25 protein-coding genes and 2 pseudogenes are annotated in these 25,252 nt (G+C 64.8%); 18 read left to right on the top strand and 9 right to left on the bottom strand.

Annotated features, from left to right (window positions below; all coding sequences use genetic code 11):
* The 5 genes and pseudogenes from AC1DEK_RS28910 to AC1DEK_RS28930 all read right to left on the bottom strand — a co-directional run.
* The coding region (locus AC1DEK_RS28910) for an SDR family NAD(P)-dependent oxidoreductase (protein ID WP_478128763.1) at positions 1 to 350 on the bottom strand (350 nt) is incomplete at its 3' end.
* Positions 325 to 864, bottom strand: a complete 540-nt coding sequence (locus AC1DEK_RS28915) for a gluconokinase (RefSeq protein ID WP_478128764.1) — start codon at positions 862 to 864, stop codon at positions 325 to 327. The genes AC1DEK_RS28910 and AC1DEK_RS28915, both read right to left, overlap by 26 nt.
* Before the next feature lie 3 nt (positions 865 to 867).
* Positions 868 to 1,862 (bottom strand): annotated as a pseudogene (locus tag AC1DEK_RS28920) (2-hydroxyacid dehydrogenase).
* Positions 1,863 to 1,873: 11 nt separating this feature from the next.
* Complete coding sequence (locus AC1DEK_RS28925) at positions 1,874 to 2,545, bottom strand: RraA family protein (protein ID WP_478128765.1); 672 nt, start codon at positions 2,543 to 2,545, stop codon at positions 1,874 to 1,876.
* Between the two features lie 48 nt (positions 2,546 to 2,593).
* A complete protein-coding gene (locus AC1DEK_RS28930) occupies positions 2,594 to 3,802 on the bottom strand; it encodes an aspartate transaminase (RefSeq protein ID WP_478128766.1) in 1,209 nt (402 codons plus the stop codon).
* Positions 3,803 to 3,960: 158 nt separating this feature from the next.
* On the opposite strand from AC1DEK_RS28930, the gene nac reads away from it, so the two are divergent.
* The 12 genes from nac to AC1DEK_RS28990 all read left to right on the top strand — a co-directional run bounded on the left by nac (position 3,961) and on the right by AC1DEK_RS28990 (position 13,866).
* Positions 3,961 to 4,899: a nitrogen assimilation transcriptional regulator NAC gene (nac, locus tag AC1DEK_RS28935; protein ID WP_478128806.1), complete on the top strand. Its 939-nt coding sequence runs from the start codon at positions 3,961 to 3,963 to the stop codon at positions 4,897 to 4,899.
* A gap of 135 nt (positions 4,900 to 5,034) precedes the next feature.
* Complete coding sequence (locus AC1DEK_RS28940; RefSeq protein WP_478128767.1) at positions 5,035 to 5,514, top strand: acetyl-CoA carboxylase biotin carboxyl carrier protein; 480 nt, start codon at positions 5,035 to 5,037, stop codon at positions 5,512 to 5,514.
* A 7-nt stretch (positions 5,515 to 5,521) separates the two neighbouring features.
* Positions 5,522 to 6,874, top strand: a complete 1,353-nt coding sequence (gene accC / locus AC1DEK_RS28945) for an acetyl-CoA carboxylase biotin carboxylase subunit (protein ID WP_478128768.1) — start codon at positions 5,522 to 5,524, stop codon at positions 6,872 to 6,874.
* A gap of 29 nt (positions 6,875 to 6,903) precedes the next feature.
* Positions 6,904 to 7,542, top strand: coding sequence for a 5-oxoprolinase subunit PxpB (gene pxpB / locus AC1DEK_RS28950; RefSeq protein ID WP_478128807.1), 639 nt, complete (start codon positions 6,904 to 6,906; stop codon positions 7,540 to 7,542).
* Complete coding sequence (locus tag AC1DEK_RS28955) at positions 7,539 to 8,528, top strand: 5-oxoprolinase subunit C family protein (protein WP_478128769.1); 990 nt, start codon at positions 7,539 to 7,541, stop codon at positions 8,526 to 8,528. The genes pxpB and AC1DEK_RS28955 overlap by 4 nt, the downstream gene beginning before the upstream one ends.
* Complete coding sequence (locus AC1DEK_RS28960) at positions 8,525 to 8,902, top strand: acetyl-CoA carboxylase biotin carboxyl carrier protein (RefSeq protein ID WP_478128770.1); 378 nt, start codon at positions 8,525 to 8,527, stop codon at positions 8,900 to 8,902. The genes AC1DEK_RS28955 and AC1DEK_RS28960 overlap by 4 nt, the downstream gene beginning before the upstream one ends.
* A 17-nt stretch (positions 8,903 to 8,919) precedes the next feature.
* Positions 8,920 to 9,684, top strand: coding sequence for a LamB/YcsF family protein (locus AC1DEK_RS28965; protein WP_478128771.1), 765 nt, complete (start codon positions 8,920 to 8,922; stop codon positions 9,682 to 9,684).
* Between the two features lie 207 nt (positions 9,685 to 9,891).
* The gene (locus AC1DEK_RS28970; RefSeq protein ID WP_478128772.1) at positions 9,892 to 10,644 is read left to right on the top strand and encodes an SDR family oxidoreductase; all 753 of its coding nucleotides are present in this window, start codon (positions 9,892 to 9,894) and stop codon (positions 10,642 to 10,644) included.
* A 29-nt stretch (positions 10,645 to 10,673) separates the two neighbouring features.
* Complete coding sequence (locus tag AC1DEK_RS28975; RefSeq protein ID WP_478128773.1) at positions 10,674 to 11,375, top strand: amino acid ABC transporter permease; 702 nt, start codon at positions 10,674 to 10,676, stop codon at positions 11,373 to 11,375.
* 5 nt (positions 11,376 to 11,380) lie between these two features.
* Positions 11,381 to 12,136, top strand: coding sequence for an amino acid ABC transporter permease (locus AC1DEK_RS28980; protein WP_478128774.1), 756 nt, complete (start codon positions 11,381 to 11,383; stop codon positions 12,134 to 12,136).
* A gap of 102 nt (positions 12,137 to 12,238) precedes the next feature.
* Entirely contained in the window at positions 12,239 to 12,973 is a 735-nt protein-coding gene (locus AC1DEK_RS28985) for an amino acid ABC transporter ATP-binding protein (RefSeq protein ID WP_478128808.1), read from the top strand.
* 50 nt (positions 12,974 to 13,023) lie between these two features.
* Positions 13,024 to 13,866 carry an ABC transporter substrate-binding protein gene (locus tag AC1DEK_RS28990; protein WP_478128775.1) on the top strand — a complete coding sequence of 281 codons (843 nt, stop codon included), beginning with the start codon at positions 13,024 to 13,026 and terminating at the stop codon, positions 13,864 to 13,866.
* On the opposite strand, the gene AC1DEK_RS28995 is transcribed toward AC1DEK_RS28990, so the two are convergent.
* The 4 genes and pseudogenes from AC1DEK_RS28995 to AC1DEK_RS29010 all read right to left on the bottom strand — a co-directional run.
* Positions 13,783 to 14,331, bottom strand: coding sequence for an MFS transporter (locus tag AC1DEK_RS28995; RefSeq protein WP_478128776.1), 549 nt, complete (start codon positions 14,329 to 14,331; stop codon positions 13,783 to 13,785). The genes AC1DEK_RS28990 and AC1DEK_RS28995 overlap by 84 nt on opposite strands.
* Positions 14,332 to 14,515: 184 nt before the next feature.
* On the bottom strand, positions 14,516 to 15,523 hold the full coding sequence (locus AC1DEK_RS29000) for a VOC family protein (protein ID WP_478128777.1): 1,008 nt from the start codon (positions 15,521 to 15,523) through the stop codon (positions 14,516 to 14,518).
* Positions 15,524 to 15,545: 22 nt separating this feature from the next.
* The gene (locus AC1DEK_RS29005; protein ID WP_478128778.1) at positions 15,546 to 16,184 is read right to left on the bottom strand and encodes an aromatic-ring hydroxylase C-terminal domain-containing protein; all 639 of its coding nucleotides are present in this window, start codon (positions 16,182 to 16,184) and stop codon (positions 15,546 to 15,548) included.
* Between the two features lie 50 nt (positions 16,185 to 16,234).
* Positions 16,235 to 16,714, bottom strand: a pseudogene (locus tag AC1DEK_RS29010) (FAD-dependent monooxygenase); the annotation flags it as partial.
* On the opposite strand from AC1DEK_RS29010, the gene AC1DEK_RS29015 reads away from it, so the two are divergent.
* The 6 genes from AC1DEK_RS29015 (at position 16,689) to AC1DEK_RS29040 (ending at position 25,221) form a co-directional block, all read left to right on the top strand.
* Entirely contained in the window at positions 16,689 to 16,970 is a 282-nt protein-coding gene (locus AC1DEK_RS29015) for a hypothetical protein (RefSeq protein ID WP_478128779.1), read from the top strand. The pseudogene AC1DEK_RS29010 and the gene AC1DEK_RS29015 overlap by 26 nt on opposite strands.
* Positions 16,971 to 17,017: 47 nt before the next feature.
* Entirely contained in the window at positions 17,018 to 17,146 is a 129-nt protein-coding gene (locus AC1DEK_RS29020) for a hypothetical protein (protein ID WP_478128780.1), read from the top strand.
* A gap of 49 nt (positions 17,147 to 17,195) precedes the next feature.
* Complete coding sequence (locus AC1DEK_RS29025; protein WP_478128781.1) at positions 17,196 to 18,116, top strand: quinone oxidoreductase family protein; 921 nt, start codon at positions 17,196 to 17,198, stop codon at positions 18,114 to 18,116.
* Between the two features lie 162 nt (positions 18,117 to 18,278).
* Positions 18,279 to 19,244: a DHHA1 domain-containing protein gene (locus AC1DEK_RS29030; RefSeq protein ID WP_478128782.1), complete on the top strand. Its 966-nt coding sequence runs from the start codon at positions 18,279 to 18,281 to the stop codon at positions 19,242 to 19,244.
* 109 nt (positions 19,245 to 19,353) lie between these two features.
* Positions 19,354 to 19,812 carry a hypothetical protein gene (locus AC1DEK_RS29035; RefSeq protein ID WP_478128783.1) on the top strand — a complete coding sequence of 153 codons (459 nt, stop codon included), beginning with the start codon at positions 19,354 to 19,356 and terminating at the stop codon, positions 19,810 to 19,812.
* A gap of 186 nt (positions 19,813 to 19,998) precedes the next feature.
* Positions 19,999 to 25,221, top strand: coding sequence for an amino acid adenylation domain-containing protein (locus tag AC1DEK_RS29040; RefSeq protein WP_478128784.1), 5,223 nt, complete (start codon positions 19,999 to 20,001; stop codon positions 25,219 to 25,221).
* Positions 25,222 to 25,252 lie beyond the last annotated feature (31 nt).

The following is a 25,252-nucleotide window of genomic DNA, read 5'->3' on the forward strand; positions in this document are numbered from 1 at the left end:
ATCAGCTCGTGCCAATGCGCTTCGTCGAACTGGTCCAGCGGTGCGCGGCGCTGCATGCCGGCGTTGTTGACCAGGATGTCGATCGGTCCGATATCGGCTTCGATCCGTTCGACCGCAGCGTTCACGGCATTGCCATCGCTGACGTCGAAAGCCGCGGTGAAGACCGTGCCGCCTTCGCCGCGCAATTGCGCCGCGGCCTTCTCCAGCTTGTCAGGGGAACGGGCATTGAGGATCACGCGGGCGCCCGCCCCTGCCAGGCCTCGCGCGAGTGCATATCCGATGCCGGCGCTGGAGCCGGTGAGGAGTGCGGTTCGGCCGGTGAGATCAAACGACTTGAGGACGGAGTGCACACGAATCTCCAACAGGAAAAGGGGTTTCGCCGAGCCAGCCCAGCACGGCATCGCACTGCGCCTGAATCGGCTGCAATGCATCTGTCCGGAACACGCCGGGCTCGCCGACGGGCGGCTCGAGCACTTGGAACTGGTTGTCCACGAGACTGGCCGGGAACAGATGCGCCGGGCGCGCAGCGACGCGGGCCTTGGATGCTTCGCGGCTGATTTCGAGGAAGACAATCTTCATTGCCGGCTCGGCGCTGCGCAGGCGTTCGCGGTAGCTGCGCTTGAGCGCGGAGCAGGTGAGCACCGTGTGCTCAGAAGCCGCGGACATCAGCGAACCGAGCTTGGCGATCCATGGGTCCCTGTCACGGTCGTTGAGGGCAATGCCTCGCCGCATCTTCTCCTGGCTCTCCGGCAGGTGGTAGTCGTCGCCCTCGATGAGCCGGCCTTGCAGGGCGCGCGCCAGCGACGCGGCGACGCTCGACTTGCCACAACCTGCCACGCCCATGACGAGTAGCTTGTGCGGCATCGTTCAGTTTTCCAGGACTTGCGGGTTGACGGGCGTCAATGGGCGCCCGGCGGCCGGGCCGAAGCCGAGCGCGGCGATCAGGTTGTCCGCCGTGAGTGCCGCCATGGCATGACGCGTGCGTACCGAGGCGCTGCCGATGTGCGGGGTCAGTACGACGTTTGGCACGGCAAGGAGATCGGGATGGATGCCGGGCTCGCCCTCGAACACGTCCAGGCCTGCTGCGGCGATCGTGCCATCTCGCAGTGCTTGCGCCAATGCAGCGTCATCGACGATGCCCCCGCGTGCGATGTTGGTAAGGGTCGCGGAGCGCTTCATCAGCGACAGCTCGGCAGCGCCGATCGCGTGGTGGGACGCGGAGGAGTAGGGCACCACGAGCACGAGGTGGTCCGCCTCTTTCAGCAGTGTCTGCCTGTCGACATACCGGGCCGCGCTTTTGGCTTCGAGCGCTTCGGGCAGGCGCGAACGGTTGTGATAGATCACGTTCATGCCGAACCCGGCTGCGCCTCGGCGCGCAATCGCCTGTCCGATCCGCCCCATCCCGAGGATGCCCAGCGTGGCGCCATGCACGTCGCCACCGACGAACATGTCGTAGATACCGGTCTTGGTCCACTCGCCGCGGCGCAGGAAGCGCTCGGACTCTCCAATGCGGCGCGCGGTCGCCATCATCAGGGCGAACCCGTAATCGGCGGTGGTTTCGGTCAGCACGTCGGCGTGTTGGTCACCAGCACGCCCCGTGCCGTGCAGGCGGCGACATCCACGTTGTTGTAGCCCACGCCGACATTGCAGACGGCCTTGAGTTGGGGACAGGCGTCCAGCAACGTGGCGTCGATGCGCTCGCTGCCAGTGCTCATCACGCCATGTTTGCCCTGGAGTCGGCGATTCAGTTCATCGGCGCTCCAGATGGTGTCCTCGGGGTTGTCCTCGACCTCGAAGTGCGTCCGGAGGCGGTCTGCAATGTCGGGAAAGGTGGCCCTGGTCAGAAGAATGGAGGGTCGCATTGTCTTTTCCCTCAGTTCGGGCAGCGCGCCTCGAGCGCATCGATGAACGACCGGTCCCAGCGGCCTTCCTTCATGGCGCGGATCGTCTCTGCTTCGGTGTCCAGATGGGCACGCGCTTTCTTGATGAGCAGTTCGGCCTCTTCCGGCGAAAACGCCATCAACCCGTCCTGGTCGCCCACCACGATGTCGCCCGGATTGACCACCATGCCGCCCACGGACACGGGAACGTTGATCTCTCCGGGGCCGTCCTTGTAGGGGCCACGATGGGTGATGCCGCGCGCGTAGACCGGAAACTCGCGTTCGCGGATTTCGGCCACATCACGGATCGCGCCATCCACGACGACCCCGCGGACGCCGATGTGGGCTGCGTAGAAAGACAGGATGCCGCCGACAACGGCGTTGTTGAGGATGCCCCCGGCATCGATGACCAGCACATCGCCGGGGCGGCAGAACTCGAGTGCACGCAGATAGGTCAGGTTGTCGCCACCGCGTGAGCGCGCGGTGACGGCAGTGCCCGCCATGGTGTGCGCGACAGGACGGTGGTAGGGGTTGAGACCGGTCGTGCCGATGTTGCGGTGCATGTTGTCGCTCAGCGCGGCGACGGGGATCTCACGCAGGGCCTCGAGAATCTTGGGATTGACCTGTGTGGCCGACGGGTTCTTGCGGATGGCTTTGTAGGGCATGGTGCTTCGCGGGTTCTTGGTTGAATGGCGGGACGGCTCGCGACGTGTTCAGTGCAGCTCGGTGACGGCACGGGCGATCCGTGAGCAGCCTTCTTCCAGGATCTCGACCGACGTCGCGATGGACAGGCGGAAGTAAGGTGAGAGGCCGTACGCCGTGCCGGCGACCGTGGCGACCCCGGCGCTTTCGAGCAGATACATGACGACGTCCCCGTCTTCGCTCAACTTCTTGCCGGCGGGTGTGGTCTTGCCAATCAAGCCCGAGCAGTTGATGTACAGGTAGAACGCGCCCGGCGGCGTGGCGCAACTCAGGCCGGGGGTGGCGTTGATCAGCGCGAGCGTTCGATCGCGGCGCTGCTTGTAGACAGCAACGCTCTCTGCAACGAACGACTGGTCCCCGTTCATCGCGGCGGCCGCGGCCGCCTGGCTGATCGAGCAGCAGTTGCCGGTCGACTGCGACAGCAGCGTGTCCATCGCGCGAATCAGGTCGGCGGGACCGGCCACGTAGCCGATACGCCAGCCGGTCATTGCATAGGTTTTCGAGACGCCGTTCACCACCAGCGTGCGATCCCGCAACTCGGGTGCCACAGCCAGGATATGTGGCGTCTTCTCGCCGTCGAAGCGGATGTGCTCGTAAATGTCATCGGTCATCACCATGACGTGTGGATGGCGCGCCAGCACATCGGCCAGTGCGCGGTACTCGTCGGCGGTGTAGGCCGCGCCGGTCGGATTGCTCGGTGAATTGACGAGCAGCCAGCGGGTGCGCGCAGTGATGGCGCCCTCAAGTTGAGCGGGTGTGAGCTTGAAACCGTTGACCTCGGGGCAACCGACGATCACCGGCTTGCCATCGCAAGCGAGAACCATGTCCGGGTAGGAGACCCAGTAGGGCGCAGGCACGATGACCTCGTCGCCCGCCTCGAGCGTGATCGCGAAGGCATTGAAGATCGCGCTCTTGGCGCCATTGGTGGCGATGATCTCGTTCATCGCATAGGTCAAGCTGTTTTCACGCTGGAGCTTGCCTGCGATCGCCTGCCGCAGCTCGACCGTTCCCGCCATCAGCGTGTAGCGCGTGGCGCCCTTGTTCATCGCTGCGGCCGCTGCCTGGCGGATGTGCAGCGGCGTGTCGAAGTCCGGCTCGCCGACGACGAGGTTGACGATGGATTTACCTTGGCGACGCAGCTCGTTGGCGCGATCGGCGGCGGAGGTGCTGGGCGAGGGCTTGATGCGCCGTACGCGCTGTGCAATGCGGGAGGTGGTCATGACTTCCTGGAGTGGGATGGCAGGACCCTACGGTACGCAGATCGCGCTTTCGACGCCAAGACGAGATCGCTCTGGTCGTATAGGGAGAGCTTATGGAACCCCCTGATGACCCCCTCGCTTCGCCAGTGCTAGGCTCGACTTTTGCTTCGGAGGCCGGCGTGAACCTGCGGCGACTCAAGTACTTTGTCAAGATCGTGGACATTGGCAGCCTGACCCAGGCCGCCGAGGTGCTTTTCATCGCCCAACCGGCGCTGAGCCAGCAACTGGCCACGCTCGAGGGCGAGGTGCGGCAGCAACTGCTGGTGCGTACGAAGCGAGGGGTGACCCCGACCGAGGCGGGCAAGGTGCTGTACCGCCATGCACAGATCATCCTGCGCCAGTGCGAGCAGGCGCAAACCGACATGGAGGCCGCGGGGCAGGGCGTCTCGGGCCAGGTGTCGGTCGGTCTTGCTCCGGGCACCGCGGCGGCGGCGCTCTCGCTGCCCCTGCTGCGCACCGTTCGTGCGCGCCACCCGGGCATCCTGCTCTACCTCAATGAGAACTACGGCACCACGCTGAGCGAGTTGATCATGAACGGCCGCATGGACCTGGCCGTGCTCTATGGTGACAAGGCTATCCACGGGCTGACCTTCCTGCCGCTGCTCAAGGAGCCGCTGTATCTGGTCGGGCCGGCGTCGATCCCGGCGCCGGCTCAGCCGGTCCGGCTGGCTGATCTGCGCGAGATGGAGTTGTTCCTGCCGCGTCCCTACAACGTGGTACGCAAGCTGGTCGATGCGGCCTTCAGCGGGATCGGCGGCGCGCCGCGCATTGCGGCAGAGATCGAATCGGCCTTCACGTTGACCGCGGCGGTGGCCGACGGACTGGGCGCCACGATCCTGCCCGCCTCGATGGCCCGCGAGGTGGTGGCCGCGTGTGGTGCCTGGCAGTTCCAGATCGTCGACCCTGTGATCGAGGCGCCTCTGGCGCTGTGCCAGTCGGACCACCTGCCGCTGTCCGAGCCTGCCCAGGCAGTGAAGGACATTCTGCTGGAGTTGGTCACGGAGCTGTCGAGCAACGCCGTTGCGAGCGGCGGACGGCCGATCGCCGCGGCGTCATAAGCGGGCCTTATCCCGGCACAGTCAATCCGTCTTTGGCTTCGCAGCGTTCGCGGGCTACCTTTCATGTCTGCCGTCACGTGTTCGCGGAATGCGTCGGCCACCAAGGAGATCCCGCCGTGATTCGGCGGGTCCGGCATGAACCAGGAACAAATTCGAATCCTCATCGAGGCTTTGGCGGCATCGGAGCTGTCGGAGCTGGAGTACAGCGAAGACGGATGCACGCTGCGGCTCGTGAAGCAAGCGACTTCGAACTCTTTGACCCCGCTCAATCCGGTCGTCGATGGGGATTCTGCGGACGCGCCTGGAAAGGCGAACGACCGCCGCGATGATCACCGCGGGCTGCCTCGAGCAGACCCGTCGGGCGACGGCTCGGGCGCGAGCCCCATCGAGTGCCTCGCGCCGCTTTACGGCGTAATTCATCTCCAGCCCGCGCCGGGTGAGCCCTTGTTCGTGAAGCCGGGGCAATCGGTGCTGGCGGGGCACACGCTGTGCGTGATCGAGGCGATGAAGGTCTTCAACGAAGTTCGGGCAGAGACCGACGCGACCATCGCCGAAGTGCTCGTGCATTCGGGCCAGGAGGTCGAAGCCGGCCAGCGCTTGTTTCGCTTGGCCTGAGGTCGCCATGTTTGACACCGTTCTCATTGCAAACCGTGGCGAAATCGCATTGCGTATCTTGCGCGCCTGTCACGGCCTCGGCATCAAGACCGTGGTCGCGCATTCCGAGGCCGATAGCGACGCCGTTTATGTGCAACAGGCAGACCAGGCGCTGTGTATCGGGCCGGCCAGTCCTGGCCATAGCTACCTCAATCAATCGGCGCTGCTCTATGCGGCGGAGGTGAGCGGAGCGCAGGCGATCCATCCCGGCTACGGCTTTCTTTCGGAGAACGCGGGCTTCGTGGAAAAAGTCGAGCAGGCCGGACTTCAGTTTGTCGGACCGAGCGCCGCCTGCATTCGGGTGATGGGCGACAAGGTGTCGGCAAAGCGCGCAATGCGACGCGCCGGCGTGCCCTGCGTTCCGGGGCCCGATGATGGACTGCCCGACGATCCTCAGGCCGTCCGAGCACTTGCACTCGAAGTCGGCTACCCGGTGATCGTCAAGGCGGCCGGCGGGGGAGGCGGTCGGGGCATGCGCGTGGTGCGGGAGGAGGGCGAGCTGCTGGAGGCGCTCGCGCTCACACGGGAGGAGGCACGGCGCGCCTTCGGCAATCCGGAGGTCTATATCGAGAAGTTCCTGCTGCATCCGCGGCACGTCGAGATCCAGGTGCTTGCCGACAGGCATGGTCACGCCATCTGGCTCGGAAGCCGGGACTGCTCCCTCCAGCGTCGGCACCAGAAGGTGATCGAGGAGGCCCCAGCACCGGGGATCGACGAGGCGCTGATGGCGGAGGTCGGGGAGAGTTGCGCGGCGGCCTGCCGGCAGATCGGCTACTGCGGCGTCGGCACTTTCGAGTTTCTCTACGAGAAGGGCGCCTTCTATTTCATCGAGATGAACACCAGGCTGCAAGTCGAGCACCCGGTGACCGAGATGACCACCGGCATCGACATCGTGCAGCAACAGCTGCGAATGGCGCGCGGCGAGCGATTGACGATCACGCAGGCCGACGTCCTTTGTGCGGGACATTCGATCGAATGCCGCATCAATGCGGAGGACCCCAACAGCTTCGCTCCGTCACCGGGACGCATCACGGGCTGGCGCGTGCCGGGAGGCTTTGGCGTGCGCTTCGATTCGCACGCGGGGGTGGGCTATCGCGTTCCACCGTACTACGACTCGATGATCGGCAAGTTGATCGTGCACGGCGCGAGCCGCGAGGACGCGCTTGACCGCATGCGGCTCGCGCTGAGCGAACTGGAAGTCGAGGGCATCGCAACCAACGTAGCGCTGCATCGCGCGCTCCTTCAGGATGACGGCTTCGTCACCGGGGGGGTCGACATCCACCACCTCGAGCGCTGGCTGCAGCGCAGGAGCACGCAGTGACCCTCTCGACATCTGGATCGGCTCCAACGATGAGCCCGCTCGGCACCACTGCGCTGCTCTTCGAAGCGCCCGGCGCGATGGAGCTTGGTTCACAGCAGCGCATCTGGGCACTCGCGCAGGAGGTGGCCGCATGGCCCGAGGTGCGCGAGGCGGTCCCCGGCATGAACAACTTGATGCTGAGCTTCGTTCGTCCGCCGCGCGTGCTTGACGAGCTGAAGGCACGCCTGGCGGCTTCGTGGGAAGCCGTCACGCCGCTCACCCGCGAGGGCCGCATCGTCGAGTTGCCGGTGCGCTATGGAGGCATGGCCGGCCCACACATGGGGGACGTCGTTGCGCACACGGGATTGTCTGTCGAGGAGATCGTGGAGTTGCACAGCGCGCCGCTGTACTTGGTGTACGCGCTTGGCAGCCATCCGGGCTACTGCTATCTCGGCGGCATGGATCCTCGGATTGCAACGCCGCGGCGCCAGGTGCCGGTGCTCAGCATTCCGGGCGGCGCGGTATCGATCGGCGGCGCACAGACCGGGGTTTCGGCGTCGGCGGGCCCGAGCGGCTGGAACACCATCGGAAGCACCACCATGAGCTTCTTCGACCCGGGGCGAAACCCGCCAGCCACGCTGCAGCCGGGTGACCGCATTCGATTTCTTGTCGAAGGGATAGACGCATGATCGAAATACTTTCCAATGCGGCGCTCGCGACCGTGCAGGACCTTGGGCGCGTGGGCAGCCTGCGCTTTGGCGTCGGTACGGCCGGCGCCATGGACGATCTGGCCTTGGCCGCGGGCAACCTGCTGCTGGGCAATGACCCGGGTGCCGCGGGCATCGAGATCCCTGTCTTTCCATTCAAGGTTCGCTTCGCCGAAGACAGCATCTTTGCGTTGACCGGCGCGGATTGGGGCGCGAAGCTGGATGCCGAATCGCTGCTTCCGTGGTGGTCGCACCATGCACGCGCCGGTCAGGTGCTGTCGCTGGGCGTCCCGCAGGGTAATCAGCGGGCGAGCCGCGCCGTGCTGTGCCTGCCGGGCGGAATCGACGTGCCGGAGGTGCTTGGATCTCGAAGCACGCAGCTGCGTGGCGCCTTCGGCGGCCATGCGGGCCGGGCGCTGCGCAAGGGAGACGTCCTGCGGGCCGCCGATCCGAAGCGCGCCTGCCGCACCGGCTTCGGGCTGGTGCCGCCATCCATCGCCTTGCCTCAGCAACGCGACGGAAAAGTCGCACTGCGGGTGCTGCCTGGCGCCGAGTACCTGGGTTTCGAGGCGACGTCGCGCGAGGCTTTTTGGGCCGGCGAGTGGCGCATCACGGCCCAGAGTGACCGCTACGGATACCGGCTGTCCGGCGCCGAGTTGAGGCCGCTTGCGCCGATGGAATTGCGTTCGCATGGCATCGTTCCGGGCGTGATCCAGGTGCCTCACAGCGGTCAACCCATCATCCAGATGCGAGATGCACAACCATCGGGCGGCTACCCTAAATTTGGCGCGGTGATCGAAGCCGATCTATGGCGTCTGGGCCAGGCGCCGATCGGCAGCCGAATTCGCTTCATCGAGACCACCTGGGAAGAGGCTGTGGCCGCGCTCGATGAGAAGGAAGGCTGGCTCGCGAAGGTGGCGCGCATGGTGGCGCTGCAACGCACCGCGCCAACGGGAGTCGCCGCGTGAAGAAGGCGCCCGACGAACTGCACCAGATCGCCCGCTGGATGGCGGCGTACGGCATCGGCTTTCTCGAGTTGCGTATGCCGGAGGCGACCGTGCGGCTGGGGAACGGCGGTCAACGCAACGATGATGCGCCGCCTCTGGACACCGTGACTTCCGCTTCGGTCGGAGTGTTCCTTCATGCACACCCTTGCGCCTCGGCGCCATTCGTGCGCGCCGGCACGCACGTACACGCCGGGAAGACGCTGGGACTGCTGCGCATCGGCGTTCTTCTGTTGCCGGTGACCGCCTCCAGAGCCGGCACCGTCGCCGCGCTGCGCGTGGAGGATGGCGCAACAGTGGGCTATGGCGCTGCACTGGTCGACCTGCACCCCCTCTGACATCCAAGGACGCTCTCATGGACATGGACCTGAACGCAGACCTCGGGGAGGGATTCGGCTGCTGGCGCATGGGCGATGACGAGGCTCTACTGGGCATCGTCTCATCCGCGAACGTCGCTTGCGGCTTCCATGCAGGCGACCCGCAGACGATGGACCGCACCGTGCGCACCGCACTGGAGCGCGGCGTCGACGTCGGCGCGCACGTCGGCTTTCCGGACCTGGTCGGTTTCGGCCGCCGGGCCATCCAGATGGACACGCGCGAACTCGTCGCGGCGGTCGTCTACCAGCTCGGTGCTCTGGCCGGCATCGCACGCACCGTCGGGCACCGCATGACGCACATGAGCTTTCACGGCGCGCTCGGCAACATGGCGGCGGCGGATGCGGAACTCGCGGCGCCGCTGGTGCGGGCGGTGGCGGACTTCGATTCGTCGCTCACGATCAGTTCTTCGGCCAGCCGGGCCATCGAGGATGCGGCGGATCGCTGTGGGCTGCGTATCCGTACTACTTTCCTGGCCGATCGCGCCTGTGATGACACGGGCCTGCTGGTCCCACGCAAGCTGCCGAACGCGGTGATCCACGACGCGGATCAGGTGTTGGCTCGTGTGCGTCAATTGCTGGAAGAGGGGACCGTCACCACCTATACCGGCAACAAGATACCGATGCGCGTGCACTCCATCCTGGTCCACGGCGACACCCCGGGCGCAGTGACCCTCGCGCGCGGGGTGCGCGAGGTGGTCGAGGCGCACGGTCGCGTCGTTCCGATCTCACGCCAGTCTGCTTGACGCAGCCCGTTGAAACGGCACGGACATGGTGCTTTCCCTAAGCCCACCTGCACCCTTCGAGGGCGACATAAGAGTGGCTTATCTCTCCACAGCCAATCCGTCTTGGCGCGACCGACGTGCGGTCGATACAGTGAATTCAAGCCGACGAAAAAGGGCCAAATAGCCACGGTCAAACAGGTCGCCCCTCTTCAGAAAGAAAGTGATCCCATGCCCTTCTCCGATTACAAGACCGCCCTCGTGACAGGGGCCTCCTCCGGCATCGGCGCCGCAGTCGTCGAGCGCCTTCGCAAGGAAGGCCTGGAGGTCCACGCGTTGGCCCGGAGCGGCGACAAGCTCAAGGAACTCGCCGCGCGCACGGGCTGCATCCCTCACGCGATCGACGTGAGCGACCTGGAAGGCGTGACCAGGCTCACGAAGGAGGTCAAGTTCGATGTGCTCGTGAACAACGCCGGCGTCGATCGCCCTGGCTCGATCCTGACGGCCGATGCCGAAGGAATCGACCTCCTGGTGGACGTCAACCTGCGCGCCGTGCTGCATCTCTGCCGCCTCGTCGTTCCGGGCATGGTGGCCCGCGACAACGGTCACGTCGTCAACATCAGTTCGATCGCCGCCGCCTACAACTTTGGCGGCAACAGTACCTACCACGCGACGAAGGCCGCCGTCAGCATGCTATCGAGCCAGTTGCGCGTGGACTGCTTCGGCAAGCGAGTGCGCGTGACCGAGATCTGCCCGGGGCGGGTCGCTACGGATATCTTCGCGCACGTTCATGGCGACTCCGAGGAGACGCGCAAGCGCTTCGTCGATGGCTACGAATTGCCAGAGGCCCCGGACATCGCCAGCGCCATTGCTTTCGCGATCGCGGCACCTGTCGCTGTGAACATCGGCCACATGGAGATCACGCCCACGCTGCAGGTACCCGGCGGCCTTTCCACCGCCAAGCCGGAGATGGTGCGGGCCTGACCAAGCCGCCTGTCCAACGAGAGGACCTCATGAAGGACTTCGACCTCTTCGCCATCCTGCTGAAGCCCGATTTCGGCGCCATGCTCCTGCATGGATTGGCGCTGACCCTGAAGATCGCACTCGGCTCATGGCTGCTCGCGATGTCGATGGCCATCCTTCTGCTGGTGGTCCGTCTCGGCACCAACCGCGTGGCGGAGCGCGTGGTAGCAGCCTATGTGTCTTACCACCGCAACGTGCCGACGCTGGTGCAGCTGATGCTCTGGTACTTCGGCATCTTCAGCCTGTTGCCTGACGCCGTTCAGGCCTGGCTGTCAAACAACAACGCAGAGGCACTCATTTCGGTGGTCGCGCTGGGCCTTTGCCAGGCGGCCTACTTCAGCGAAGACATGCGTTCGGGGCTGCGTGCGATTGCGCCGGGACAATCGGAGGCAGCGCGTGCACTCGGCCATGGCTACTTCGGTGCAATGCGGCATGTCTTGCTGCCACAGGCGGTGCGCAACGCCGTACCCGCGCTCGTGAACCACAGCGTGTCGCTGTTCAAGAACAGCAGCCTTGCGATGGCCATCGGCGTGGCGGAACTGACCCACGCGGTCAAGGAGATCGAGAGCCAGAGCTTCCGTACCTTTGAGACCTACAGCCTCGCGACGGTGATGTATCTGCTGGTCTCGCTGCTGATCATGGCCGTCGGCGCGGCGATCTCGCGGCACTATCGCACTGCCGCGGCGAGGTAAGGCACATGTTCGGCATCTTCGACATCCTGCGCGACAACTGGCTGCTGCTTCTGGTAGGTCAATATCCGAACGGGCCGCTGGGGGGGATATGCGCCACCCTCATTCTCTCGGTGCTCGGCATTGTGCTGGCGTTTCCTGTATCGGTGGCGCTCGCGCTGGCACGCCTGTCTCCCTGGCGCGCGCTGCGCTGGCCTACCACTGTGCTCGTGTACGTCGTGCGCGGTGTGCCTCTGCTGATGGTCATCCTGTGGGTCTACTTCCTTCTGCCGCTTCTGACCGGAACGGAGATCTCTGGCTTCACGACCATGCTGTGCACGCTGGTTATCTATGAAGGCGCGTATTTGTCGGAAGTGGTCCGCGCCGGCATCCAGGCCCTCCCCAAGGGACAGACGGAAACAGCCCGCGCGCTGGGCCACAGCCACCTGGGCACCATGGCTTTCGTGATCCTGCCCCAAGCCCTCTACAACATGCTCCCGAGCATGCTCAGCCAGTTCATCTCCACCATCAAGGAGACCACGTTGGGCTATGTCATCAACGTGCAGGAACTCACCTTTGCGGCGAACCAGATCAACAACCAGCTGCTGACCAAGCCGTTCCAGGTCTTCTTCATCCTCGCGATGACCTACTACGTGGTGTGCTTCAGCCTCACGCAACTCGCGCAATGGCTCGAGCGGCGCGTCGCCCACAAGCGCCTTGGAACGACAACCCCCGCCACTTCGGAAGACGACCCGCCGCTGCCCTCGGTAGCAGCCAATCCGTGACACCGCGATTCGACGGTGAACCCTATGCCAAACGGAGACAAAACCATGGATTCTCTTGAACACAAAGCTGCTGAGCTCAAACCGCCGGGCGAGGACGACACCATGATTCTGTTTTCGAACATCAACAAATGGTATGGCGAGTACCAGGCCCTGACGGATGTGAACGCCGAGGTCAAGAAGGGGGAGGTGGTCGTGGTCTGCGGTCCTTCGGGCTCCGGTAAGTCGACCCTCATCCGCACGGTCAACCGGCTCGAGGAAATCAGGTCCGGCCAGTTGCTCTTCGACGGCCATGACATCCATGCGCCGATGAGCGGCAATGCACTCAACAAGCTGCGCAGCCGCATTGGCTTCGTCTTTCAGAGTTTCAACCTTTTCCCGCATCTCTCCGTGCTCGACAACATCGTGCTTTCTCCCGTGCGCGTGCTGGGTGTCAGGCGCAGTGATGCCAAAGTCCGGGCCGGCCAGTTGCTGGAGCGCGTGGGCCTGTCGAACAAGGCCAATTCATATCCAGCGCAACTGTCTGGCGGTCAGCAGCAACGCGTCGCGATCGCCCGCGCCCTCGCGATGGAGCCGCCCGCGATGCTCTTCGACGAGCCGACCAGTGCGCTCGACCCGGAGATGGTGGGAGAGGTGCTCTCGGTCATGCGAAGTCTGGCCAATGACGGCATGACCATGATGTGCGTCACCCATGAGATGAACTTCGCGCGCGAGGTGGCTGACCGGGTCTGGTTCATGGACGCCGGCCGCATCCTCGAAAAGGCCGACCCGGAAACCTTTTTCACCCGGCCCCAGCATCCGCGCGCACAGCGCTTCCTGTCTGACCTGCGTGCGCATTGACCGCGGGACCTATTCGCTCTTTCACGCCTGAACATCTTCCAGGAGTTTCCATGCCCAAAACCAACGTCACCCGTCATGCCGCTCTCACCGCGGTCCTCTGCGCATGCTCGCTCGCGGCACAAGCCGACCAGTGGGCCGAGATCAGTGCGCGCAAGGAACTCAAATGCGGCACCTTCGCCGACGTGCCGCCCTTCGCAGCGCCGGACCCCAAGACGCGCGAGATGGTGGGTCATGACGTTGACCTCTGCAACGCGATCGCGAAGGAACTCGGTCTGACGGCCAAGGTCACTCCGTTGTCGGTTGAAGCGCGGGTGCCGGAGGTCAAGCTCGGCCGGGTTGACGTGACCATTGCCAACCTGGCCTATACGAAGAGTCGTGGCGAGCAGATTCAGTTCAGCGATCCGTACTACGTCGCTAAGGAAATGCTGGCGGTGAAGGCTTCAGACCCAGGCACGACCAAGGCCGACTTCAAGGGCAAGCGCTTGAGCTCGACCAAAGGCTCGACATCGGAGCTGTCGATCAAGATGAATGGTTCCGACCCGGTGACGTTCCAGGATACCGGGTCCGCTTTCATGGCCGTCCAGCAGAACAAGTCGCAAGGCATGGTGGCAAACACCATGACCATCACGAAACTGGTCAATCAGTCGAAGAGCGAGGGCGTCGCACTCAAGATGATCAAAGAGCCGATGGTCTTCCAGCCCGTCGGTGTCGGAATGAAGAAGGACGAGCCCGTGCTGCTGGCCAAGGTGAATGAAGCGCTCTATTCGTTGGAGAAGAAGGGCGAGTTGGACAAAATCTGGAACAAATGGCTAGGCCCGAACACCGAGTACAAGATGACGCGCGAGGAAAAGGTCACACCACTTTCCGACCTGAAGTTCGAGCTTCTTCCTTGACTGTCGAAGTTCAGCCTTCCCCGCATAAGGCGCAAGGCGTTCGAGGTCAGAGCCCTCCGCCTCGGCAGTGATCGGGCCGACGGTCAGCGTCAACAGACTGCAGAGGCATCCCATTGCAATCAACAGGCAGAAAAACAACGTTGTCGTTTCCGCTCCCGTGCGCAGGAAGATCCAGAACGATACGAAGGCACCTACTGCTGACAGAACCATGACGGGCTTTCGGCCGATGCGGTCCGACAGCGCCGGCAAAGTCAACGCGCCGATCGCTCCCCCGAAACCAAGCGAAGACAGCACAAAGCCCATCTGGTCCATGCCGAGGTGCAGATAGTCGACGAGATAGCTTGGAAAGAGTGCCGCGACAACGACGATGCAGGTCAGCCAGAACAACTGACAGAGGACCGCGAGTGGCACGTTGCGGTACCTGAAGACCTCGTGCCAGCAATGCTGCCCGGCGTCATGCGTCATGCGTCATGCTGTGAGCGGCGATCTGGCGCGGCGAAGACTGGCGCAGGACCTTCTGCGACAGCATCGCCACAATGAGTCCGGGAACCGCGACAAGCAGAAAGATCCCATTCATAGCCTTTGGGCCGATCGGAATCCGAGTCGGAGGCTGCGGGCATGGCGGCGGCTGCGATGGTTGGAATCGGGATCATCTGGCTTCCTTGCGGTTGAGTTGGGAGTTGCGAATCTCGGATGCGGATGCGGATGCGCCGCGCGATGCGACGAACTCGTTGTTGTTCACGAAGTCCGCCGGCAGCTGCGGACCCCAGAGGTACATGGAGTCTTCGGGCGGGTGGTTCGCGGCGGGCCATAGCGTGCCGCTCGGAACGAAGTCCATCTCGGCGGAGTACTCGGCGAACGATCCCCAGGGGTCTCGCACGTAGTGAAAGTAGTTGGAGCCGAGAACGTGACGGCCGGTACCCCAGCCTTGCGTGTAGCCCGCCTTGCGCATCTGCTCTGCACCAGCGCCCACCTCGTCGACGCTGGCCACGTCCCATGCACTGTGGTGCCAGCCTTTGGCGCCGCCTGCGGCGAATGCGATGAGGTGATGGTCGCTGCCGTGTCGCGCGTGTGTGAAGGCGACGGCATTGCCCGAGCGGTCCGACAGGCGCAACCCCAAGGCGTTGCGATAGAACGCGAGGGACATGTCGACGCTCGATGTGAACAGGACGACGTGCGACAGGCGTCCAGGGTGTACTCGACTGGCGCCTGCGCGGGACTGCGAGCCACGCTGACCGGCGCGCCGGGCAATCCCTTCAATGGGCGCCAGGCCCGAGGGGGTTGTTTTGGGTCCGATCTTGAGCTGAAGCAGGTTCCCGTCCGGATCGAGAAACCATGTGCCTATGCGATCCACATAGGGCAACCCTATCGCAGGACGCGCACCAGCACGTTGCAGTTGGGAACACAAGCCTTCGAACTCTTCCGCGAAGCAGTTGAGGCTCAGGTAAGCCAGTCGCTTGCGAGCCCCCTCGTGAATGCGCGCCCAGGTGTGCGAGTGGCCTTGCGCGCTGAGCTCGAGACTTTGCTGCCGCTTGGCAACCCGCAGTCCAAAGCTCGAGAAGAATGCCTCGGCCTCCGGCAGCGAAGGCACTTCGAGGGCGAAATGGTCGATGGAGTGAATTCCGAAGCGTGACTCGTCAGCGATGTTCCAGGACATGGCGGTCTCCTTGGGGGTGGTGTCAGGGGTGTGTTGGCAATGCGAGCACGGTGCGCATCGCCAGTTCGAGCCTTTCGGCAGGCTTGTCAGGCATGTCCCGCTCTCGCCAGGCGATGTGGCGATCCGGGCGCACGAGCACGCAGCCGGTATCCGACAGTTCGGAGACCTTGTGCCAGCGTCCGTCGACGTCATGGGCGTCGCAGTTCGGTCCGCCGATGGAATGGACGTTGAGGTCGATGCCCAGGCGCCGGGCGACTGCGGCAGCCGCGATGCGCCACTCTTCGCCGCCGACGCCGGTCAGCAGGGTGAAGCGGCCGTTTCCAACCAGGTCCAGGGTCGATACCCGCGAGTGCCCCTGCTGGAGCCACGCATGCGGAAGGCTGGCGCCCGGCTGCGTCGTGGCCGTGTAGTAGAGCTCGCTGTCTCGCACCGGGGGAGGGCGCACGCGCCCGTCCGGAACGACTGCGCCGGAGTCGTACATCTGGCCGAGTTCCACACCGTGGCAGTTGAACTGATAGTTCTGCAGATCGACCGCATCGCGCAGTGCATCACGCCGCTCGCGGCCGCGCGCCGTGTCGCTGAATAGCTCGTCGAGATTGGCCCAGCCTTCGGCTTCAGTCTGCCCCGGTGCGAATCCGAGTGCCCTGGAAATCGGGCGCATGTTTTTTTCGATACGCCCTTGATGTGGATGGCCACGTCGTCACTACCGATGGTTGCGCGGGCCCGGGCGATGAGGGCTTGCTCGCTCAAGTCGGCTTCCCCGGCGGCGGGGTCGTACATCGAGACCATCACCCACTCGGTGAAGGGCTTCACGCAGATGTAGGTTCCGCTGCCCACGAAGTAGTCATTGCCCGGTTGAGTGATCCAGTAGAGGACTCCGGGCCGATGGGCTACGTAGGGAGTGAGATCCGCTTCGATCCAGACGTTCAGTGCCGCGCCCAGGCCCATCTCTCCTTCCATCTCGAAACCCATGGAACTTGCGACCACACTGTTGTCGCCGTCTGATCCGATCGCATAGCGAGACACGACCTCGAACTCTTCGCCACTGAGCCGGTCACGGCAGATGGACCGAACGGCATCATCGGTCTGCGTCATCGAAACCAGCTCGGTATTGAAGAGGAACTTGCCCCCGAGTTCGCGCGCCACATCGAGCAGGATCGGCTCCATGACGTGCTGCGGGATGTTGCACATCGCGCTTGAAGGCGCCTTGCAGGTGTCCGGAGAGCGCCTGCAGGATGAACTCGGTGTCTTCGAGCCATCGGAAGATGCGCTGGCGTTCACGGCGGACGGCATGACCGATTTCATCCTCGGATCGGCGGTCCCGCATCCGCACGACCTGGTGCTGGGCTACTACTCCGTTCACACGTCGCGCGCAGCTCTCCAGGAAGGCGAGGCGGAGATCGCTCGAATCGGCAGGCGGCTTCGCGCGGAGGGTCGCCTGCGTTAGACCAGGCGACGCGTGTGTGCAGGCTTGACTCATCACAGGAGACCGAAATGAAGCTTTGGAGACTTGTCGAAACGCACCACGAGAAGCTCGGCGCCGCGTTGTTCATTCTTCCGTGCCTTGTGGTTCCGTTCGTGGCGGCACTCATCGCATACGGCCTTGCACTACTCGTCCACTAGAAACCAGGAAAGTCAGCCATGAGCACAGTCATTCGTTTTCACGCATACGGTGGACCCGAAGTCCTCCAAGTGGAAAGCCACGGTTGGCGATCCAGGGCCAGGCCAGGTGCATCTGCGGCACGAGGCCATCGGCATCAACTTCATCGACACGATCTTTCGCCAAGGGATCTATCCGGTTGCATTGCCTTCAGTCCCCGGCGTCGAAGGCGCCGGCGTCGTCAAGGCAGTGGGTCCTGGTGTCAGCGAGTTTGGCGTTGGCGACCGCGTGGCTTATTTCCTGTCGCCGGGCAGCTATGCAGCCGAGCGGCTGATCGAGGCCGAAGCGCTGGTGAGCCTCCCCGAGGATGTATCGACGGAAGAGGCCGCCGCCGTGTTGACCAAAGGCCTGACCGCCTGGACCGCCTTGAACGGATTCCATAGGCTCCAGCCGGGCGAAACGATCCTTGTGCAAGGCGCCTCCAGCAGCGTCGGCCTGTTGCTGTCGCGCTGGGCCAAAGCCAGAGGTGCGACCGTCATCGGCACGGCTGGCGCGAATAAGCGTGACGCGCTGCGGCCGGATGTAGACCACGCGCTCGTCTCAAGCGATCAAGACCTGGCGGCGCAGGTTCGCGCGATCGCGCCGCGAGGCGTGGACGTCGTCTACGAGTTCGTGGGGAGGGCGACCTTTCAAGCATCGGCACAGGCCGTTCGCGAAGGGGGCACGATCGTCAACATCGGCGCGGCCTCGGGCGCCCCGGACATCGAAGCTTCTGCGCTCGCGGCGCGTGGCGTCAAGTTGACGGGCGGCCCAATGGCGCAGCACCTGAAGGGTGACGCGCGTGCCGAGGCGACAAAAGCCGTCTTCGATGCGCTTCGCGCCGGTACTTTTGGGCAGATCGACATCACCCGGTATCCGCTGACCGAAGCAGCCCGTGCGCACCAGGACATCGCGGCCCGCCGTCGCCCGGGGTCGGCCATTCTGGTGCCCTAGTTCTCAGGTCCGCGGCAGGGCCCTCGCGCGCGTCGGGTGCTTGACCGCTCGCGCGCTGTGCGTATGCTCATGACGGCGGCTTCGGTCAAGTCCTTGATTGAAAGGATTCGCTTGCACGTTCCAGGTCAACCGAGAAACCTACAAAGCCCGCGGCGCATTGACGTGTGCAACGGTGACGCGGACGGCCTCTGTGCGGCCGTGCAATGGCACTGGCACGATCCGTCGCCGGCGACTTTGTTGACCGGCCTGAAGCATGACATCGCCTTGCTCGCGCAGGTGGACGCCGAGCCCGGTGATGAAGTCAACGTGTTCGATCTTTCGATGGAGCGCAACAGCGCCGACCTGCTTCGCCTGCTGGAGGCCGGCGTTCGCGTGCGCTACTTCGATCACCATGTGGTCAAGCGCATTCCCGACCACCGGCTGCTTGAATCGCACATCGATTGCGCGAGCGACGTCTGCACCAGCCTGCTCGTCGATCGGCATCTCGACGGCGCTTATCGTGCCTGGGCCATGGTGGGCGCGTATGGAGACAACCTGTCGATGACCGTCGAGCGACTCTCGCCAGGCACCGGCTTCGACACGGGGGACCATGCGTTGCTTCAGCGGCTCGGCGAGGCGATCAACTACAACGCCTATGGCGACGACGAGCGCGACGTGTGCATCGCGCCGCGGCGCTTGTATGAAGTCATGGTGCGCTATGAGGACCCGCGTGACATGCTGGCGCACGAGCCTGTCGTCGACGAGATCGATGCGATGCGCCGCAAGGATCTCCGGCAGGCTTTCGTGGTGCCTCCGCTGTGCGAGGGCGCGCTCGCCAGTGCGCACCTGCTGCCCGATGCGCCCTGGAGTCGGCGCGTGCTCGGCTGCTTTGCCAACGAACTCGCGAACGCCGAGCCCGAGCGCGCGCACGCAGTGCTGAAAGCGCAGGGGCAGGGGTATGCCGTGAGCGTCCGCGCACCGCTGGCCTCGCCGTGGGGAGCGCATGAGTTGTGCCGCGAATTCGGCGGCGGAGGCCGAGCGCGAGCCGCAGGCATCGACGGCCTGGCGCTGGAAGAGCTACCCCGCTTCGTCGAAGCCTTTGCCCGAAAGCGGTGGAACGAGCCGCCTCCCGCGAGCCAAGGGTGCTGAGGTCACGGCCACCGAGTGCCCCCGCCCGGGCGGGGTTTTGTCGCCCGCGCCAATAATCCGCAGCCACTGGCGGCGCCAGTCCTTCTGCCCTCCTTTCCAAGACTCCTCCATGCTTGAGATTGACTTGTCCGTGCAAGCCGACGCGGTTCGCAATGTCCTTGCGACTCACGGAATTCACCGTGCGTTGGCAATGCTCAACGACCGGACCGAATATCGGTACACCGGCCTTTACAAGCTGGACGGCGACACAATGCGCGCGGCGCATGTGTTCGACCGGAGCGCCGAATACCGCACGTGGCTGAAAGTCGTTCCGCTCAGCAAGAGCCTTTGCAGGTTCGCGATCGAGAAGGGGCAATTCATGACGAGCCACGCCTCCAAGGATCTGGCGTTGGCGGACCATCCCCATGCCGGTCTCATCGAGTCCTATTACGGACGCTTGCTCACCCGCAGCGATGGCACGCCGTATGGAACCTTCATCCATTTCGACGTCGAGCCGCGAATCATTTCGCCGGACGAGGTGAAGTTCTTGCGGGAAGTGACGCCTGTCTTTCTGCGCTATGCGGATTAAGGCCGGGTATCGAGGCCGGCGTTAGCGTAAACGGGGTGTCCGAGTCAGTGGTGGTTGTCGACTTTTGTAGGACTTGCGACCGTCCCGCCGCAAGGGGCGCAGAGCGGATGCAGGCGTCACTATCATGCGTCCGACTAATCTTTTGTGCAGTGCACCCACATCTGCCACTGTCGCAGTTCGCGATCAATGACCGCTCGACTTCTCTTGATTCAAGGCGTCCCTTCCCGAAACAGCGGGCAGCAGGTGGTCTCATCCGGCACCCTGGCCTCGCTCTTCGAAGCCCGATGCGCTGGCGGCGGCAATCGTCCAGCCTACGCGGTGCTGCGAGACGACCTGACGACGGCCGAAAGCCTGACCTACGCTGAACTGGGCGAGCAGTCACGCGCGATGGCCGCACGTCTTGTCACGGTCACGCAGCCGGGCGACCGGGTGTTGCTCGCCTTGGCGACCGGGCTGGACTTCGTGCGCGCCTTCTGGGCCTGCATGCTGACCGGCCGTGTGGCCGTACCTGTTCCGCCGCCCGATCCGATCCGGCTGCTGCGCGCAGGTCCGCGTCTGCGCCTCATCGTGGACGACGCGGGTGCAAGCCTCGTCTTGATCGGTGAATCGATCCGCCAATCCGCGGGCGATCTGCTCGGCCCGCAAGACGCCGCCCACGCGCGCTGGCTCACGCCCGGTGAACTCATGGCCCTGCCGCCAGCCGAAGCACCCGAGGGGCCCGTGGCGCCCGACACACTCGCCTATCTGCAATACACCTCAGGATCGACCTTGGCGCCGCGCGGCGTGTGCATCACCCATGGCAACGCGCTTGCCAATGCACGCGCTCTGATCGTCGCCAGCGGCGCAGACGCCGAGAGCAGGGTGCTCACGTGGCTGCCGCAGTTTCACGACTACGGGCTGATGTTCGGCGTCCTGGCGCCGATGGAACTCGGCATCGCCAGTTGGCTGATGTCGCCCTTGACCTTCTTGCGCCGGCCCCTGCGTTGGCTGGACGCGCTCGGCGCTTTGCGAATCACACACAGCGGCGCGCCGGATTCCGCCTATGCCACCTGTCTGCGCCACTTGGCGGGGCAGCCTTATGGCGGCGATCTGTCCACTGTGGTGTCGCTTAGTTGCGGCGCCGAGCCGATCCGAGCCGGTACGGTGCAGCGCTTTCTTCAGGCTTGTGCGCCGGCAGGTTTGCGGCCCGCGTCGTTCTCGCCAGGGTACGGGTTGGCCGAATCGGTGCTCGGTGTGACTTGCGTCGCGCACGACAAGCCTCCGAGACTGCTCCACCTGAACGCTGCGGCTTTGCAGACGCACCAGGTGCGCAAGCAGTTCGTTGCAGATGGCACGACGCGCACGCTTGTCAGCTGCGGAGCGCCTCTGCGGGACACAGAAGTGGCGATCGTTGCCACGGACACTCGCATGCGTTGTCCGGCGGATCGCGTTGGCGAGATCTGGGTGCGCTCGCCCGCAGTCGCGGAGGCGTACTGGCGTCAGCCCGAGCAGTCGCGCGCCGTCTTCGGCGCCACGCTGGCCGACGGACCGGGCCCATGGCTGCGCACCGGCGACCTGGGCTTTGTCGACCACGGGGAACTGTTCGTGACCGGCCGGCACAAGGACCTCATCGTCATCCGCGGCGAGAACCACTATCCGCAGGACATCGAACAAACGGCCGAGCTGGCTCATCCCGCGATTCGCGCAGGCTTCAGCACGGCCTTCGGCGTTGAAGGCGGGATTGAAGGCGAGCAGGGCGACCAGGGCGAGGCCGTGGTGATCGTGCTCGAAGTCGAGCGTCTCACCGCCAGCGCAGACGCGGCAGACATTGCGCGCGCGGTGCGCCGGGCAGTGGCGCAGGCGCATGAGGTGCCCATTGAAGCGGTGGCGGTGGTTCGGGCCGGCGTCCTGCCTCGCACGTCCAGCGGAAAGGTCCAGCGCCAGTCGACCCGCCAAGCGTGGCTGGCCGGCGAACTCGACCTGCTGGCGGTGGAGCGGCAGGGTCGCGGGACAGCGCAGGTTGCGCCGCGCGATGCCGGCGAGCAGGCCGTGTGGGACATCTGGCAAGAGGTGCTGGGCACCAGCGCGTTCGGCGTGCTCGAAACCTTTGCCGAACTCGGTGGCAATTCACTCATGATGTCGCAAGTCGCATCGCGACTTCACGATCGGCTGGGCGTGCTGCTGCCCCTGGAGGCGCTCTTCGAGCACGCCACGGTCGCAGCGCTGGCTGCCCGTGTCGCGGAGGCGATGCGAGACGATGCGCCCGCGGCGGCCGCGACCATCGTCACCGTGCCGCGGGGCCAGCCGCTGCCCGTCTCGCTTTCGCAGCGGCGCATGTGGGTGATCCAGCAGTTCAACCCGGCCTCCGTCGCGTACAACGTCGAAGTCTCGCTTCGGCTGCGAGGGCCGCTCGACCATGGGCTCTTCCAGCGAGTAGCCGAACGATTGGTCGAGCGCCACGAGGGCTTGCGCACCTACTTCAGGATGGAGGGGAGCGAGCCGGTCCAGTTGATCCTGCCGAGCTTCCCAGTGCAGGTGGAGCACATCGATCTCCAGGCGCTGCAGCCCGGCGAACGATTGGCCACTGCCCGTGCGCTGTTGCGCGAGCGCGCGGCCACGCCGTTCGATCTGGCACAGCCGCCGCTTCACCGGGTGACACTGCTGCGGCTGGGCGCGGACGACCACGTGTTTCTCTGGCTCATGCACCATGCGATCACTGACAACTGGTCGATGGCGGTGCTCATGCGCGAGATGCTCGCTCTCTACTCGGCGTTGCGCGACGGTCGCGAGCCCCGGCTTGCCCCCATGCCCATCGAGTACGCCGACTATGCCGTCTGGCAGCGCTCGCCGCAGATGGTGTTGCAGCGCCAGCGCCAGATGGACTATTGGCTCGATCGCCTGCGCGGCCTGGAGCCGATGTCGCTGCCGATCGACTTTGCGCGGCCTCAGCAGGGCGCCTACCGAGGCGCGAAAGTCTCGGCCGCATTGCCCTTGCGGCTGCGCGAAGCAGTACGTGATTTCTGCTCACGGCACAGCGTGACGCCGTTCGTGATGCTGCTGGCGGCTTTCAAGCTCATGCTCTCACGGCAAGCGGGCACGACCGACATCGCCGTGGGCACGCCCATCGCCAACCGTCACCATCTGGCCACCGAGCAGTTGGTCGGAACGCTCGTCAACACTCTGGTGATGCGCACGGATCTCTCCGGCGACCCCGGCTTCCTGCAACTGGTGCGGCGCGTGCGCGACACGGCGCTCGAGGCCTATGCCAACCAGGACGCGCCTTACGACGAACTCGTGGAAGCCTTGGGGCAGGGCGGAATGACGCAATCCGAAGGTCTGGTGCGCGTCCTGTTCAATGTGCTCAATGCGCCGGTGGGCGGACTGGAGCCCGTCGACTTCAGCTACGAGGAATTCGAGCACGAGCGCACGGCATCGCAGTTCGATTTTTCGATTCACATCGACACCGAGTTCGCGCACCGCATCCACCTCGAATACTCGACCGAGCTCTATGCGGGTGTGACCGCCGAGCGCATGCTGGAGAACTTCATTGCCCTGATCGAACAGGTGCTGGCCGACCCGGAGCGGCCGTTGTCCGCCTACTCGGTGGTTGCTCCGGCCCAACTGGCCCTGCTTCGCAACAACTGGAACGCCACGCAGATGCCGCTGCCCGAGCAGCCGGTGCTGCATCGGCATCTGCGCACAGCCAGCGAAGCATGGCGCGACAAGGTCGCCGTGGTGGATGCGTCCGGGCGCGAGATGAGCTACGGCGAACTCGAGGCGCAATCGAACATGCTGGCCCGCGCGCTGCGTGCGCGTGGCATCGCGCGGGGGCACCGCGTCGGGCTGAGCCTGCCGCGCGACGCCTCCATGCTGGTGGCGCTGCTCGGCGTGCTGAAGTCGGGCGCAGCCTATGTCCCGCTGGACCCAACCTTTCCTGCGGCCCGCATTGGCTATATGGCCGAGGATGCCGACCTTTCCGCCATCCTGGTCCCGCAGGCTCTGGCCGCGCCTTTCGATGGCGTCGATGTGCCATTGCTCGACCCGAATGTCCTCGGAACCGCCGATGCATCGACTCTCGCGCTGGCGCCGGATGCGGCGCTGGATGCCCAGCCGCTGGATGCGGCCTACATCATCTACACGTCGGGCTCAACGGGCCAACCCAAGGGCGTCGCGTTGCCGCACCGGGCCGCGGTCAATTTCCTGGTGGCGATGGCGCGTGAGCCAGGACTGCTCGAGAGCGATCGGCTGGTGGCGGTGACCACACTGTCGTTCGACATCGCAGTGCTCGAACTCCTGCTGCCGCTTGCAGTGGGCGCGCAAGTCATCGTGGCGAGCCGGGAGCAGGTCGGTGACCCGACGCAATTGCGCGAACTGCTGGAGCGCCATGAGGCCACCGTGATGCAGGCCACGCCGTCGGCCTGGCGCGCGCTCCTCGACACCGGCTGGACCGGTGGGCCGGGCTTTCGCGCGCTCATCGGCGGCGAGCCGCTGCAGCCCGCCTTGGCCGAGCAACTCATGGAACGCAGCACGGCGCTGTGGAACATGTATGGCCCGACCGAAACCACCGTGTGGTCGACGTGCTGGCAGGTGCAATCGCCAGAGCAGGGCATCAGCATCGGCCGCCCGATCGGCAATACCTCTGTGTGGGTGCTCGACTCGCTTGGCCAGCCGTGTGCCATCGGTGCGCCTGGTGAAGCATGCATTGGCGGAATGGGTGTCGCGCTGGGCTACCACCGGCGCGATCAATTGACGGCCGAGCGCTTCGTGCCCGATCACTGGAGCGACGAACCCGGCGCGCGCCTGTACCGTACGGGCGACCTGGTTCGATGGCGCCACGACGGCGTGCTCGAACACATGGGCCGGCTGGATCATCAGGTGAAGGTGCGCGGCTTTCGCATCGAGCTGGGCGAGATCGAGGCGGCTTTGTCGGCACACCCTTCGGTTCGCGAGTGCGTGGTCCACACGCGCTCCGAAGGCGAAGACGATGTCCGACTGGTTGCCTATTGCGTAACGCACACACAGGGGACCGATCCGGCCGCGCTACGGCAGTTTCTTCGCGAGCGCCTGCCGGACTACATGCTGCCGCAGCACTTCGTCTGCCTGGACCAACTGCCGCTGCTCCCAAACGGCAAAATCGATCGCAGCGCGCTGCCAAAGCCCGCCAGCGATGCAGGGGCGGCATCGCAGCAACCCAGCGAACGGTTGCCGACACCCGAAGAAATCGCCATCGCCGAAATCTGGTCCGACCTGCTTGGCCAGGAAGACATCTCGCCCGCGGACAATTTCTTCGACCTGGGAGGCCACTCGTTGCTGGCCATGCGCGCGGTGCTGCGCATTCGCGAACGCCTGGGCTGGAACATCGCACCCATCCGCCTGGTGTATGAGACGCTTGGCCAGATCGCGCGAAAAGAAAACCTGGCGAGGCAATGAACGCAATGAACGCAATGAACCGCGCTCGGCG

This window comes from Variovorax sp. 10N420 (assembly GCF_056394705.1).

Coding starts and splice junctions, on each gene's coding strand:
- AC1DEK_RS28940 (WP_478128767.1), top strand. CDS start 5,035: ATGAACCAGGAACAAATTCGAATCCTCATCGAGGCTTTGGCGGCATCG.
- AC1DEK_RS28930 (WP_478128766.1), bottom strand. CDS start 3,802: ATGACCACCTCCCGCATTGCACAGCGCGTACGGCGCATCAAGCCCTCG.
- AC1DEK_RS29000 (WP_478128777.1), bottom strand. CDS start 15,523: ATGTCCTGGAACATCGCTGACGAGTCACGCTTCGGAATTCACTCCATC.
- AC1DEK_RS29005 (WP_478128778.1), bottom strand. CDS start 16,184: ATGCGCCCGATTTCCAGGGCACTCGGATTCGCACCGGGGCAGACTGAA.
- AC1DEK_RS28970 (WP_478128772.1), top strand. CDS start 9,892: ATGCCCTTCTCCGATTACAAGACCGCCCTCGTGACAGGGGCCTCCTCC.
- AC1DEK_RS29040 (WP_478128784.1), top strand. CDS start 19,999: ATGACCGCTCGACTTCTCTTGATTCAAGGCGTCCCTTCCCGAAACAGC.
- AC1DEK_RS29035 (WP_478128783.1), top strand. CDS start 19,354: ATGCTTGAGATTGACTTGTCCGTGCAAGCCGACGCGGTTCGCAATGTC.
- pxpB (WP_478128807.1), top strand. CDS start 6,904: ATGAGCCCGCTCGGCACCACTGCGCTGCTCTTCGAAGCGCCCGGCGCG.
- AC1DEK_RS28985 (WP_478128808.1), top strand. CDS start 12,239: ATGATTCTGTTTTCGAACATCAACAAATGGTATGGCGAGTACCAGGCC.
- AC1DEK_RS28990 (WP_478128775.1), top strand. CDS start 13,024: ATGCCCAAAACCAACGTCACCCGTCATGCCGCTCTCACCGCGGTCCTC.
- accC (WP_478128768.1), top strand. CDS start 5,522: ATGTTTGACACCGTTCTCATTGCAAACCGTGGCGAAATCGCATTGCGT.
- AC1DEK_RS28980 (WP_478128774.1), top strand. CDS start 11,381: ATGTTCGGCATCTTCGACATCCTGCGCGACAACTGGCTGCTGCTTCTG.
- AC1DEK_RS28955 (WP_478128769.1), top strand. CDS start 7,539: ATGATCGAAATACTTTCCAATGCGGCGCTCGCGACCGTGCAGGACCTT.
- AC1DEK_RS28975 (WP_478128773.1), top strand. CDS start 10,674: ATGAAGGACTTCGACCTCTTCGCCATCCTGCTGAAGCCCGATTTCGGC.
- AC1DEK_RS28965 (WP_478128771.1), top strand. CDS start 8,920: ATGGACATGGACCTGAACGCAGACCTCGGGGAGGGATTCGGCTGCTGG.
- AC1DEK_RS28915 (WP_478128764.1), bottom strand. CDS start 864: ATGCCGCACAAGCTACTCGTCATGGGCGTGGCAGGTTGTGGCAAGTCG.
- AC1DEK_RS28925 (WP_478128765.1), bottom strand. CDS start 2,545: ATGCCCTACAAAGCCATCCGCAAGAACCCGTCGGCCACACAGGTCAAT.
- AC1DEK_RS28995 (WP_478128776.1), bottom strand. CDS start 14,331: ATGACGCATGACGCCGGGCAGCATTGCTGGCACGAGGTCTTCAGGTAC.
- AC1DEK_RS29020 (WP_478128780.1), top strand. CDS start 17,018: ATGAAGCTTTGGAGACTTGTCGAAACGCACCACGAGAAGCTCGGCGCC.
- AC1DEK_RS29015 (WP_478128779.1), top strand. CDS start 16,689: ATGACGTGCTGCGGGATGTTGCACATCGCGCTTGAAGGCGCCTTGCAG.